Raw genomic sequence first — 12,823 nt, 5'->3', positions numbered from 1 at the left:
CCACCGAGCCAGAGAGTTTCGCCCCGCGCCGTTGCCCGCTCGAATGCGGGGCACACGCACGCGTACGGGCGTCGTGCCACAGGGCGCCCGTGGCACCGGAACCGGGAGGTGTGATGTCCACGCAGACCCACCGCCTGACCATCACCCAGATAACCGACTGCGAGCACTGCGCGGTCCTGCGGGTCAGCGGCGAGCTCGACCAGAGCTGTGAGGAGTACTTCCTGGGCACCCTCGCCGCCATCGTCGACGCGGGGCGACGGCACCTGGTGCTCGATGTGACAGCTCTCGTCTTCTGCGACTCACGTGGGCTGAACTGCCTGCTCGCCATCAGATGGCTGCTGAAACGCCTGGACGGCAAGCTCTTCCTGGCCGGAGCGGGCCGCAGACTCTCGGAGCTGCTCGTACTGACGGGCAGTACGGAGCTGTTGCCCGTCCGCCGTACGGTCGGGCTGGCCCTGCTGGAGCTCCCCGAGGCCCATCGCCCCGTCTGGCCTCCCACGCCGGATCCCGACGAGAAGTGACGACGAGAAGTGACGACGAGCGGGGCGGGGTCGTAAGCCGGAGCAGCCGGACGCAAAACGCCGGGCCCGCCACTACGGGGGGAAGTGACGGGACCGGCTGAGGTACAACTTGCCACACCCGCGCGGGAAAATGCGGTTCTTTTGGGCGGCGGGCGAGCAAAAAATGGTGAGGGTGTCCCCACGACGGGCACGAGGGCGATCACCAACCGGTCAGCAGCAGATGGTTGAGCAGCAGGGCCAGTACGGCCTGGGCGCCGAGCCAGGCCCGGGGGCGGCTGAGCAGGGCGCATGCCGGGAGCAGCCACATCGCGAAGGGCAGCCAGATGCGTTCTGTCTCGGCCTTGCTCATCCCGGACAGGTCGGCGATGAGCAGGACGAGCGCACCGCACAGGACGAGCAGGGCCAGCCGGGTCCGCGCGCCCGCCCCCGGCGACTCGGCGCCCACCTCACGGGACTCGGCGCCAGGCTCCGAAGACGCCGCACCGATCGTCGCGGACTTGGGGCCCGGCACTCGACGTACGACCCCCGGCCCTCGGGTCTCGCGGTGGGGCAGGAGTCCGTGGCGCCCCCGGACCAGCGCGACGGCCGCCCGCCGGAGCCCGGCCGCCGTCGCGGGGCCCGTGATGAGGACCGTGCACGCGAGGTTCGCCCACACCCAGTAGCTGTAGGGCCGGATACCGCCCGCGCCGTCGTAGTAGCGCGCGACCAGGAGGTGGTACGCCTCCCACCAGTTGAACCCGGCGAGTGTGAACACCGCGGGGACGACGGTGAGACCGGCGACGAGGAAACCGACGCGGGAGAGGAGGCAGGGGAGCACCCGGACACGGCTCCGCCCGAGGAACAGCACGCCCGCACCGATCACCGCCATGAGCGTGAGCCCGTACGAGAGGTAGCAGGTCAGGCCGAACAGGAGGCCGGAGCTGAAGGCGGCGACCTTCGTTCGGGTGCCCTTCGGCGCGGTCACGGCGAGTGCGAGCGCCGCGACCGACCAGGCGGCGACCGCGGCGAAGTACGCGTCGGCCGACGTGCCCATCCACACCGCGGCCGGTGCGAGCACCAGGAACGGTGCCGCGCGCCGCGCCGACTCCTCGTCGGCGAGCCTGCGCACGGTCACCAGTACGGCGACGCAGGCGGTGGCGCCGACCGTGATGCACCAGGCCCCGGCCCAGCCGCCGCCGCTCAGCCCGATCCGGTCGAGGAGGACGAAGGTGAGGGAGGCGGCGGGCGGATGTCCCGCCACATGGGGCGGCCAGTGGTCCGGGGAGCCGAGCGGGATGTGGTGGGTGAAGTCCCGCAGGGTCGCCGGAATGTCGTGGAAGCGGTCGATGACCTGGAGGTACTCGTAACGGGTGGTGAGCCGGACGGCCACGCCCCGGTGCCATCCGTCGATCAGGGCCAGTGACCAGATCCAGGCCATGGCGCCCGCCCAGGCGGTGCCCAGCAGCGCACGCCAGGGCAGGCGCGCCGCGAGGACGGGACCGTATGCCACGACCCCGAGCGCGACCGCCAGCGCGGCCGGAGTGCCCGGGCCGAGGTGCGGACTCCACCTCGCCCACAGAGGCGGCCAGTCCGCGAACAGGGTGTGGTCGGTCTCCTCGATGTGGCGGCCGATCAGCACGGCGGCGAGGACGAGGAGCACGGCGGCCGACGCCGCGGCGAGGTCGCGCAGGGTCTGCCCGCGAGGAGTCAGGCCGCGCGGAGTCAGGATGCGACGAGTCAGGCTGCGCGGAGTCAGGTGACGAGGAGCGAGGTGGCGCGAAGTCGGGTCGCGCAGCGGGGAGCGGATCACACGGGAACGCTAGGGCGACAGAGGCCGTCCCGAGCCGCCTGCCCTGCGGACGTCAGCGTTTCGTCATGGTTCCCGGGCCGTGCCGGGGGCCCTTTCCTGCCTACGGTCGGGCCATGCGCGACCACTCCCCACGACTTCCCACCTCACCCGGCTTCTGGCGCAGTCCGCTGCGCGGCCCCTGGTTCACCTCGGTCCTCGGCCTCGTCCTGCTCGTCGGCATCACCGTGCTGTTCGTGACAGGTCTGTTGTCGTACGCCGCCTACAACCCCGGCCTGTCGCCGGTGAACGACAAGACCCCGGACAAGGGGATCCTCGGTTTCTATCTCTTCGCGTGGCCCACCGGCCCGCACTGGCTCTACCGCCTCACACAAGGCGTCCACGTCACGCTCGGCGTCACCCTGATCCCCGTTCTGCTCGCCAAGCTGTGGTCGGTGGTGCCGAAACTGTTCGCGCTGCCGCCGGCCCGTTCGCCCGCCCACGCCCTGGAGCGGATCTCGTTGCTGCTGCTGGTCGGGGGCGCGCTGTTCGAGTTCGTGACCGGCGTGCTCAACGTCCAGCTCGACTACCTCTTCCCGGGGTCCTTCTACCCGCTCCACTTCTACGGCGCGTGGGTGTTCTTCGCCGCGTTCATCGCCCACGCCGTACTGAAGACGCCGGCCGCCGTACGGAACGTACGACGTATGCGGGAGGGGCAGGAGGCAACGGGAGAAGGGGAGTTGACATCCCCTCGGCCCGATCCCGCGACCGTCTCACGGCGTGGGGCGCTGTGGTTCGTCGGCGGTGGGTCCCTGCTGCTGTTCGGGACGACGGCGGGGCGGAGTTTCGACGGGCCGCTGCGGCGCACGGCCCTCCTCGCGCCGCACGGCGGAGCCGACCCGGGCAGCGGCCCGAACGGCTTCCAGATCAACAAGACGGCCGCCTACGCGGGCATCGACGAGGCGGAGACGGGCGAGGACGCGTGGCGGCTCGTCGTCACGGGGCGGACGGGCACGGTCCGGCTGAGCCGGGCCGAGCTGCTCCAACTGCCCCAGCACAGTGCGGCGCTGCCCATCGCGTGCGTCGAAGGATGGTCGACCTCGGACCAGGGGTGGCGTGGTGTGCGGCTGCGTGACCTCGCGGCACTCGTCGGCCACGACGACGACCCGCCGGACGTCCTCGTCGAGTCCCTTCAGCGGCACGGCGCCTTCCGCCACGCGGCCCTGCGCGCCAACCAGGTGGCGGACCCGCGCTCCCTGCTCGCCCTGGAGGTCAACGGCGAGGACCTCAGCCCGGATCACGGTTACCCGGCACGGGTCGTCGTGCCCGCCGCGCCCGGTGTGCTGAACACGAAATGGGTGGCCCGCATGACGTTCGGAGACCTGTGATGAGGAAGCCGCCCAGGGGGACCTTGCAACTGCTGCTGCTCGCCTGCTCGTTCGCCCTCGCGGGCTATGCCGGTGTCCGGCTGCTCGGCGACGACCGGCTCGGGGTGACCCTGTGGTTCGTGGGGGCGGCCCTGCTGCACGATCTGGTGCTGCTGCCGTTGTACGCGGTGGCGGACCGCGGGGTCGTCCGGGTGTTCGGCGCGGCAGGCCACCGGGAGCGGACGATGTACGTCCGGGTCCCGGCGGCCCTGTCCGCGCTGCTCCTGCTGGTCTGGTTCCCGCTGATCAGCGGTCAGGTGGACCGGCGGTACCGGATGGCGACCGGGCTGTCGGCGGAGGGCTTCCTCGGCCGCTGGCTGCTGATCACGGCCGTCCTCTTCGCCGGGTCGGCGCTCGTCCTCCTGCTGCGCCTGGGGCTGCGGCTGCGCAGGACGACGAAGGACCGGCCGCCGGTCGTCCACTGATCGACGGCCGTCCAGCCCGCGCGCGTCGCATACTGGATCAGGGCGCGTGTGCCGATCCGGGCCCACGGGAACGGCGTGGCGGGAGTGCCGGGAACGTCGAGGTCTCGCGCGTCCGTGATGTGTACACGGACGCGCTCGTCGACGTCCACCGGCACGGTCTCGGCGATCAGCAGCCCGGCCGGGACCAGCAGGTCGGTCAGCCTGGCGAGGAGAGCGCGCGGATCACCGCCGATGCCGACGTTGCCGTCGACCAGGAGCGCGGTCTCCCACCGGCCCTCGGCGGGGAGCGGCTCGAAGACGGAGCGGCGCAGGGCGGGGCCGCCGAGCCGCGTGGTCCGGCTGACGGCCGCCGCGCTGACGTCGATGCCGAGGACACGCCGTCCCTGCCCGGCGAGTTCCGCGACGAGCCGGCCGGGGCCGCAGCCGATGTCGAGCACGGAACCCTCGCACCGGCCCAGGATCTCCAGGTCCACCGCGTCGGCGCGGGCACACCAGCGCTCCACCTCCAACGGCAGCAGCCAGCCGTCGGTGCGACGCAGGAAGAGGGGCCCGCGGCCGGTGCGCAGCGCGCGGGTGTACGGGTCGGCGCCGGCCCACGCGGGCTGGGCCGGCGGTGGGGCGGGGTCGTCGACGGCGGGTTCGCCCGTGGGCAGTTCCAACGGCCGGCCCCCGGGTCGGTCCATGGGTCGGTCCACGGACCGGTTCATGGACCGGTTCATGGGCCTGCTCAGCGGTCGGCTCGTCGGACGGTCTATCGGTTGGTTCACCGGTTGGTTCACGGGTCGGTTCATCGGCCGGCGACCGCCGTGAGTCCGGCGAGACGGGCGGCGAAGCGGCCCTGGGGCGCGAGCGCGGCGACCGCATCGGCGTCGGCGGCCGTGTCGATGTCCCGCAGCGGCGGCAGATCGCGTACGCGCAGCCCGGCGGCGACGAGCCGGTCCCGCTGCACGGTCCCGGTGGTGGGCGTCGACATCGGCACCCCGCGCAGCAGCCGCGGATCGGGTTCGGCCAGCCCCAGCGCCCAGAAGCCGCCGTCCTCGGCCGGGCCGAAGACGGCGTCGCAGCGGGTGAGGTCCACAGTCAGCAGGGCCGGTGTCACCTGGGGCGTGTCCATTCCGATGAGCAGGGCCGGTCCGTCACAGCCGGCGAAGGCCGCGGCCAGCCGCTCGTCGAGACCCCCGCCGCACTGCGGTACGACGTCGAAGCCGGGCGGCAACCAGGGGCCCGGGGCCCCTTCCAGGACGAGGACCCGGCGGGTGGCGGGTGTGGCGGCCACGGCGCTCAGGGTGTCGGCGAGTGCCGCCTCCGCGAGGGCGGCGGCCTCCGCCGGGGTGAAGGGCGGAGTGAGCCGGGTCTTGACCCGCCCCGGCAGCGGCTCCTTGGCGATGACGAGCAGCGTGGTCATCGGGGGGTGCCTCCTTGGGCGGTTTGGGTTGAGCCCTGGGCTTGGGCCGCGGCTGAGTTTTGGGCTTGGGCTTGGGCCGGGGCGTGGGCTGCGGCCGGGGGAGGGGGAGCGGGTTCGGCCAGTACGCGACTCATGTCCCGGACGGCCTGCCAGGTGCCGAGCCAGGTGCCGGTCACCTTGGAGGAGCCCGTACGGGGCAGATAGGGCACGTCGTGCTCCGCGATCCGCCAGCCCGCGTCGGCGGCGCGGACGACCATCTGCAACGGGTAGCCGCTGCGCCGGTCGGTGAGCCCGAGGGACAGCAGCGGCTCGCGGCGGGCGGCGCGCAGCGGACCGAGGTCGTGCAGCCGGAGTCCGGTGCGGCGGCGCAGCAGCCGGGCGAGCGCGAGGTTGCCGGCCCTGGCGTGGGCGGGCCAGGCGGACCGGCCTTCGGGGCGGCGTCGGCCCAGTACCAAGTCGGCCTCGCCCTCGCGCACTTGACGTACGAAGGGAAGGAGGAGCGAGGGATCGAGCGAGGCGTCGCAGTCGCAGAAGCAGACGATGTCGGCGGTGGCGGCGGCGAGCCCCGCGTGGCAGGCGGCCCCGAAGCCGCGGCGCGGCTCGTGGACGACGCTCGCGCCGAGAGCGCGGGCGATGTCGGCCGAGCCGTCGGTGGAGCCGTTGTCCACGACGAGGGCCCGCCAGCCGGGCGGGATCCGGCCGAGGACCCAGGGCAGGGCCTCGGCCTCGTTCAGGCACGGGAGGACCACGTCGACAGGAGGGGAGGCGGGAGGGGTTGTCACGCCTCTCACCCTACGAACGCGAAATGCACATTTCGGGCATCGGGTCCTTACGAAACAGGGACGTCGGGGTCGGGGGGCGGCACGATGGACAGCGCGGTGCGAGGCTTGGCGCATGCACCAGCCGCACGAACCGACCCCGGCTTCTCGCGCCGCCCCTCAGACCGCGCCTCAGGCAGTTCCTCAAGCTGTCCCTCAGGCTGCCGCGCACGCCGCATCCCGCTCCGCCGGGGGCGCCCGGATCCTGGTGGTCGACGACGATCCCACCGTGGCCGAGGTCGTCTCCGGATACCTCGACCGCGCCGGCTACGGCGTCGACCGGGCCGGCGACGGCCCCGACGCGCTCGCGCGCGCCGCCGCGCACTGGCCCGACCTCGTGGTCCTGGACCTGATGCTGCCCGGCATGGACGGGCTGGAGGTGTGCCGACGGCTGCGCGACCGCGGACCGGTCCCCGTCATCATGCTCACCGCCCGTGGCGACGAGGACGACCGCATCATGGGCCTCGAAGTGGGCGCGGACGACTACGTGACCAAGCCGTTCAGCCCGCGCGAACTGGTGCTGCGGGTGGAGTCGGTGCTGCGCCGCACGCGGCCCGCCGTCGCCGCGCGGCCACTGAGCGCGGCCGGGCTCACCGTCGATCCCGCCGCGCGCCGCGCCACCAAGCGGGGCACGGAACTCGCCCTCACCCTGCGGGAGTTCGACCTGCTGTCGTTCCTCCTGCGCCACCCGGGCCGCGCGTTCGCCCGGGAGGATCTGATGCGCGAGGTGTGGGGGTGGGACTTCGGGGACCTGTCGACCGTGACCGTCCACGTCAGACGCCTGCGCGGCAAGGTCGAGGACGATCCGGCGCGGCCCCGGCTGATCCAGACCGTGTGGGGCGTCGGCTACCGCTTCGACCCCACCGGCGACGCTCCCGACCCCTCCGGCGACGCCCCCGGTCCTACCGGCGATGCTCCCGGTCCCTCCGGCGACGCCCCCGGCCCCGCTGGTGGCGCCCCCGCCCCCACCCGTGAGAACGGCCCGGCACCCACCGCCGACGACGGCCGCCAGGGGGAGGCCGACCATGCGTAACATGCTGCTGATCGCCCTGTACGCCTTCGCCGGCGCCGCGGCCGCGGGGTTGGCCGGAGCGGGTGCGCTGCGTCTGATCCGGCGCCGTTCGCTCACGGTGTCCCTCGCGGTGGTGGCCGCCGTGGCGGTGACCGCGATGCTCGCCGGAACGCTGGCCGTGGCGCAGGCCATGTTCCTGTCCGCGCACGATCTGAGCGTGGTCACCACGGTCGTCGCGATGGCGGCCGTCGTCTCCATGGTCACCGCACTGCTGCTCGGCCGGTGGGTCGTCGCCCGCAGCCACGAACTCGCCGTGGCGGCCCGGGTGTTCGGCGACGGCGGGGATTTCACCGTCCCCGACGCCCCGGCGACCGCCGAACTCGCCGCGGTCAGCCGTGAACTGGCGGCGACCAGCGCCAGGCTCGCCGAGTCCCGGATGCGTGAGCGGGCCCTGGAGTCCTCCCGCCGCGAGCTCGTCGCCTGGATCTCGCACGACCTGCGCACCCCGCTCGCCGGGCTGCGCGCGATGTCGGAGGCGCTGGAGGACGGCGTGGCGGCCGACCCCCAGCGCTATCTGCGCCAGATCCGTACCGAGGTCGACCACCTCAACGACATGGTCGGCGACCTCTTCGAACTCTCCCGCATCCACGCCGGAACACTCGCGCTGTCCCTGTCCCGTATGTCGCTGTACGACCTGGTCAGCGACGCCCTCGCCGGAGCGGACCCGCTCGCCCGCCGGCACGGGGTACGGCTGGTGGGCGACCTCGTCGAGCCGGTGCCGGTCGAGGTGGACGGCAAGGAGATGAGCCGGGTCCTCGGCAACCTCCTGGTCAACGCGATCCGGCGCACCCCGGCCGACGGCACGGTCGCGGTGGCCGCCGCCCGCTCGGCCGACGGAGTCGTCCTGTCCGTCAGCGACGGCTGCGGCGGAATCCCCGAGCAGGACCTCGCGCGCGTCTTCGACACGGGCTGGCGAGGCTCCGACGCACGCACGCCCCCGGCCGGAGCCGGCCTAGGACTCGCCATCGTCCAGGGCATCGTCGAGGCCCACCAGGGCCGCGCCACCGTGCGCAACATCTCCGGCGGCTGCCGCTTCGAGGTGACCCTGCCCGCGGCGACCGGAAGCTGAGAGCGAGCCGCGACTCACCTGTCCGGACAGCCACTCCGGACAGCCACTCCGAACAGCCATGTGAACAACGGACTCACTCGCCACGCAGGCGCGCCACCGCGAACTCCCGCATGCCCTCGGCGAATCCGACCCCGGGCCGCCAGCCCAGCTCGGTCCGCAGCCGGGACGAGTCCGCGGTGATGTGCCGCACGTCCCCCAGCCGGAACTCCCCGGTCACCACGGGCTCGGGCCCGCCGTACGCGCCGGCCAGCGCCCGCGCCATCTCGCCGACCGTGTGCGGCTCCCCGCTCCCCACGTTGTACGCCGTGAGCGCACCGCCCGCCGTATCCGCCTCCAGCGCCGTCACGTTGGCCGCCGCCACGTCCCGTACGTGGACGAAGTCCCGCCGCTGACCGCCGTCCTCGAAGACACGGGGAGCCTCGCCGCGGGCCAGCGCGGAACGGAAGAAGGACGCGACACCGGCGTACGGGGTGTCGCGCGGCATCCCGGGCCCGTAGACGTTGTGGTACCTCAGCGAGACCGCCGTACCGTCCGTCGACCGCGCCCACGCGGCGGCCAGGTGTTCCTGCGCGAGCTTGGTCGTCGCGTACACGTTGCGGGGGTCGGCCGGGGCGTCCTCGCCGACGAGACCGGGCGCCAGGTCCGCGTCGCAGGACGGGCACCGCGGCTCGAACCGGCCCGCCGTCAGATCGGCGGCCGACCGCGGCCCGGGCTGCACCCCGCCGTGCCGCGCACAGGAGTACCGGCCCTCCCCGTACACGACCATCGACCCGGCGAGGACCAGCCGCCGCACCCCGGCCTCGGCCATCGCCGCCAGGAGCACGGCGGTCCCGAGGTCGTTGTGGGAGACGTACTCGGCCGCGTCCGCGACCCCCTTGCCCAGGCCGACCATCGCCGCCTGGTGACAGACCGCGTCGACCCCGGAGACGGCCGCCGACACCGCGTCGCGATCGCGTACGTCGCCGCCCACCGCTCCTCGTCCGTCTCCTGCTTCTCCTACGGCTCGTAGGTCGAACACCACGGGTTCGTGTCCGCCCGCCCGCAGCGCCTCGACGACATGGGACCCGATGAACCCGGCACCGCCGGTGACCAGTACACGCATACGCCGAACCCTAGATCCGCTCCATGGCCCGGAGCAGGGGTACGCACACCACGTCACCGGTCCGTAAGAGGTCGGCGTCGGTCGACGTCGAAGACGGTTCGGCAGCCGGAGCCGGAGCCGGAGCCGGAGCCGGAGCCGGAGGCGGGTGCGGCGGCGGGTGCGGTCGCGGACGCGGCGTCGCCGTAGCGGCGGGCCAGTTGTGCGAACGCGTCCCTGAGTTCGGCCGGGCCGACGACCTCGATGTCGGCGTCGAATCGGCCGATGGAGGCGGCCAGGCCGACCCAGGACCACGAGCCCAGGGTGAGCCGGCAGCGCTCCGGTCCGAGCGCCTCGACGACTCCGTCATGCGTGTACCGGGCCACGCTGGAGGCAGGTATGGAGAGGATCACCTCGCCGCGGCAGGGCCAGTCGCCGAAGCCGTCGGAGCCACGGAACCTGGCGGCCACGAAAGCGGCCACGTCACCGCCGGGGAGATCGCGCGGGACGAAGCGGGGGCCGGTAGGGATGCGCGGGGTGATCCGGTCGGCGCGGAAGGTCCGCCAGTCCTCGCGGTCCAGGTCCCAGGCGACGAGATACCAGCGTCCGCCCCAGGTGACGAGATGATGGGGCTCGGCCCTGCGTGGGGGCGCCCCGGACGCCGGAGCCGTCGCGTCCGCCGGGGTGTAGTCGAAGCGCAGTACCTCGCAGGCGTGGACGGTGGCACCGAGCGTCAGAAGCACACCGCTGTCGAGCTGCGGCGCAGGCCGGGACGCGGGCCGCTCGACGGCGGTGACCTGAAGGGTGTCGATCCGGCGGCGCAGTCGCGTGGGCATGACCTGCCGCACGGTGGCCAACGCACGCACCGCCGCCTCCCCGATACCGGCACCGGAGGCGGTCGCGATCCGGAGCGCGACAGCGAGGGCCACGGCCTGCTCGTCGTCGAACAGCAGCGGCGGCAGCTCCGTACCGGCGTCGAGGCGGTACCCGCCGTCCGGGCCCTTGAAGGCCACGATGGGATAGCCGAGTTCGCGCAGGCGGTCGACATCGCGGCGCACGGTGCGCGGGCTGATGTCCAGTCGCTCGGCCAGCAGCGCCCCTGGCCAGTCCCGGCGCGCCTGGAGCAGCGAGAGCAGGGACAGCAGTCGCGCTGAGGTCTTCGGCATGGCTCCATGGTGCCCGGAGTAGCGGACACACCCTGACCGCTTCCCCTGCGACTGTCTTCTTGTGCCCGAGGGGCAGGGGCAGGGGCAGCGACAGGCCCCCCCGGCCGCCCACTGTCACGGCCACAGCGTGAACACCGACTGGAAGAAGGACCCGATCACCATGACCGACGTGACCGCCATGACCGACGTGACCGCCACGACCACCTCCCGGCCCGCCCTCGACCCCGAGCGGAGTGACCTGCTCGCCGAACTCGCGACCGTCCGGTCCGCTCTGACGGCCACGACCCGCGATCTCGGTGACGAGCAGGCCGGCCGGAGCCCGACGGTCAGCACGCTGTCCCTGGCCGGGCTGATCAAGCACGTCGCGGCCATCGAGGAGAGCTGGCTGCGCTTCGTGGTCGAGGGCCCGTCGGCGATGTGCTTCGACCTGCCGGACGGTGTCACCTGGGCCGACTTCGCGTCCGGTACCGCACGTGAGTTCCCGCAGTGGGCGATCGACCACCGGAACAACTTCCAATTGCTGCCCGGTGAGACGCTGGCCGGGATCGTCGAACGGTACGAGCAGGTCGCCGCCCGGACCGAGGAGGTCGTCGCCGGCCTGCCCGACCTGTCCGTGACGCACCCGCTCCCCGAGGCGCCCTGGAACGAACCGGGGTCGGTGCACAGCGCTCGCCGCGTGCTGATGCACGTCATCGCGGAGACCGCCCAGCACGCAGGCCACGCGGACATCCTGCGCGAGTCGCTCGACGGCCGGAAGTCGACCTGAGCGGTGGGCACTTCGACCGTTCTCGGCACCCGGGCGCTCAATCGCGCGACGCTGGCCCGGCAGTTGCTGCTCGACCGTGCCGATCCGCCGGTCCTCGACGCCGTCGCGCACCTGGGCGGTCTGCAGGCTCAGGAACCGCAGGAACCGTTCGTCGGGCTCTGGTCCAGGCTGTCCGCGTTCGACCCGATGGTGCTCTCGGACCTGCTGACCGGGCGGAAGGTGGTGCGCACCCACCTCATGCGCAGGACCGTCCACCTCGTCACCGCCGACGACGCCCTGGCATGGCGGGGCCGCCACACGGCCATGCTGCGCCAACGCGTGCTCGGGACCTACCGCCGGGAACTCGGCGGGGTGGACCTCGACGAGCTGGCGGCGGCGGGCCGGGCTGTCATGGCCGACGGCGAGCCCCGCTCGATGACGGAGCTGGCGCGGGCCGTCGAAGAGCGCTGGCCGGACCCGGGGCCGCGGGCGCTGGGCGAGATGCTGATCGCCGCTCTCGTCCCGATGGCGCAGTTGCCGCCGCGCGGGCTCTGGCGGACGAAGGCGGGGGTGCGCAATGTGATGCTCTCCTCCTGGCTGGGGCGCGAAGCCGACCTGCCGAACGCGGACGGATCCGATCCGGTGGGCCAGGCGCTGGTGCGGCGCTATCTGGCCGCGTTCGGCCCCGCCGCCTCGGCCGACCTGCGCGCCTGGTGCGGTCTCGCGGGTCTGCCCGCCGCGATCGCGGCCGTACGCGGAGAGCTGGTCGCCTTCCGTGACGAGCGGGGCCGGGAGCTGCTGGACCTGCCCGACGCGCCTCGCCCCGATCCGGACGCGCCGGCCCCGGTGCGGTTCCTGCCGGCGTTCGACAACGCGATCCTCGGCTATCACGACCGCGGCCGGATCATCGACGACGCACACCGCGGTCTGTCGGTCGCCGGTGAGCGTGTCGTCCTGGTCGACGGCCGGGCCGCCGCGACCTGGACCGTCGGCAAGGACGGCACCGTGACGGTCACCCCGCTGCACGGCTTCTCCCGGACTGACCGCACCGCCGTGGCCGACGAGGGGGAGGCGCTGGCCGCGTTCCTGTCCGACGGCGACAGCCACGGCGTCCGGATCGCGGAGCCCTGCCACTGATCCGCCCACTGATCCGCCACTGATCCGGCCGCTGAACCGGCCGCCGAGCGGGAGAACCGACCCGAACCGACCGAGGGGCGGGGGGGGGGCCCCCCCCCCCCCGCCCCCCCCCCCCCCCGCCCCGCCGCCCCGCCCGGGGAACTAACGGGCGCAAAAACCACACCCCCCGGGCCCCCACTCGCAAACAAAACGGAA

12 protein-coding genes and 1 pseudogene are annotated in these 12,823 nt (G+C 73.4%); 7 read left to right on the top strand and 6 right to left on the bottom strand.

Annotated features, from left to right (window positions below):
• The first annotated feature begins 113 nt into the window (after positions 1–113).
• On the top strand, positions 114–521 hold the full coding sequence (locus ACH4DZ_RS02950) for an STAS domain-containing protein (RefSeq protein WP_398285119.1): 408 nt from the start codon (positions 114–116) through the stop codon (positions 519–521).
• 199 nt (positions 522–720) lie between these two features.
• Here the strand turns inward: ACH4DZ_RS02950 and ACH4DZ_RS02945 are convergent, their stop codons facing one another.
• Positions 721–2,226, bottom strand: a complete 1,506-nt coding sequence (locus tag ACH4DZ_RS02945) for a hypothetical protein (RefSeq protein ID WP_398285454.1) — start codon at positions 2,224–2,226, stop codon at positions 721–723.
• Positions 2,227–2,423: 197 nt separating this feature from the next.
• On the opposite strand from ACH4DZ_RS02945, the gene ACH4DZ_RS02940 reads away from it, so the two are divergent.
• Entirely contained in the window at positions 2,424–3,674 is a 1,251-nt protein-coding gene (locus ACH4DZ_RS02940) for a molybdopterin-dependent oxidoreductase (protein WP_398285118.1), read from the top strand.
• Positions 3,641–4,138, top strand: a complete 498-nt coding sequence (locus tag ACH4DZ_RS02935; RefSeq protein WP_398285117.1) for a hypothetical protein — start codon at positions 3,641–3,643, stop codon at positions 4,136–4,138. Before ACH4DZ_RS02940 ends, ACH4DZ_RS02935 begins: the two co-directional genes overlap by 34 nt.
• Positions 4,139–4,323: 185 nt before the next feature.
• Here the strand turns inward: ACH4DZ_RS02935 and ACH4DZ_RS02930 are convergent.
• The 3 genes and pseudogenes from ACH4DZ_RS02930 to ACH4DZ_RS02920 all read right to left on the bottom strand — a co-directional run.
• Positions 4,324–4,821 (bottom strand): annotated as a pseudogene (locus ACH4DZ_RS02930) (class I SAM-dependent methyltransferase); the annotation flags it as partial.
• A gap of 104 nt (positions 4,822–4,925) precedes the next feature.
• Positions 4,926–5,543 carry a DUF2064 domain-containing protein gene (locus ACH4DZ_RS02925; protein ID WP_398285116.1) on the bottom strand — a complete coding sequence of 206 codons (618 nt, stop codon included), beginning with the start codon at positions 5,541–5,543 and terminating at the stop codon, positions 4,926–4,928.
• A complete protein-coding gene (locus tag ACH4DZ_RS02920) occupies positions 5,540–6,334 on the bottom strand; it encodes a glycosyltransferase family 2 protein (protein ID WP_398285115.1) in 795 nt (264 codons plus the stop codon). Before ACH4DZ_RS02920 ends, ACH4DZ_RS02925 begins: the two co-directional genes overlap by 4 nt.
• Positions 6,335–6,437: 103 nt before the next feature.
• Here ACH4DZ_RS02920 and ACH4DZ_RS02915 point away from each other — a divergent pair, with 103 nt between their 5' ends.
• A complete protein-coding gene (locus ACH4DZ_RS02915; protein WP_398285114.1) occupies positions 6,438–7,394 on the top strand; it encodes a response regulator transcription factor in 957 nt (318 codons plus the stop codon).
• A complete protein-coding gene (locus ACH4DZ_RS02910; protein ID WP_398285113.1) occupies positions 7,387–8,502 on the top strand; it encodes a sensor histidine kinase in 1,116 nt (371 codons plus the stop codon). The genes ACH4DZ_RS02915 and ACH4DZ_RS02910 overlap by 8 nt, the downstream gene beginning before the upstream one ends.
• Before the next feature lie 73 nt (positions 8,503–8,575).
• On the opposite strand, the gene ACH4DZ_RS02905 is transcribed toward ACH4DZ_RS02910, so the two are convergent.
• Both ACH4DZ_RS02905 and ACH4DZ_RS02900 read right to left on the bottom strand, forming a co-directional pair.
• Positions 8,576–9,604, bottom strand: a complete 1,029-nt coding sequence (locus ACH4DZ_RS02905) for an NAD-dependent epimerase/dehydratase family protein (protein WP_398285112.1) — start codon at positions 9,602–9,604, stop codon at positions 8,576–8,578.
• Positions 9,605–9,657: 53 nt separating this feature from the next.
• The gene (locus ACH4DZ_RS02900) at positions 9,658–10,746 is read right to left on the bottom strand and encodes a helix-turn-helix transcriptional regulator (protein WP_398285111.1); all 1,089 of its coding nucleotides are present in this window, start codon (positions 10,744–10,746) and stop codon (positions 9,658–9,660) included.
• 187 nt (positions 10,747–10,933) lie between these two features.
• On the opposite strand from ACH4DZ_RS02900, the gene ACH4DZ_RS02895 reads away from it, so the two are divergent.
• Positions 10,934–11,512, top strand: coding sequence for a DinB family protein (locus ACH4DZ_RS02895; protein WP_398285453.1), 579 nt, complete (start codon positions 10,934–10,936; stop codon positions 11,510–11,512).
• 3 nt (positions 11,513–11,515) lie between these two features.
• The gene (locus ACH4DZ_RS02890) at positions 11,516–12,628 is read left to right on the top strand and encodes a winged helix DNA-binding domain-containing protein (RefSeq protein WP_398285110.1); all 1,113 of its coding nucleotides are present in this window, start codon (positions 11,516–11,518) and stop codon (positions 12,626–12,628) included.
• The last annotated feature ends 195 nt before the right edge of the window (positions 12,629–12,823 follow it).

The organism is Streptomyces sp. NPDC017991 (assembly GCF_044328075.1).
Taxonomy (GTDB): domain Bacteria; phylum Actinomycetota; class Actinomycetes; order Streptomycetales; family Streptomycetaceae; genus Streptomyces.
Note: the sequence above shows the minus strand (reverse complement) of the source record. Positions and strands in the feature narration are given on the sequence as shown.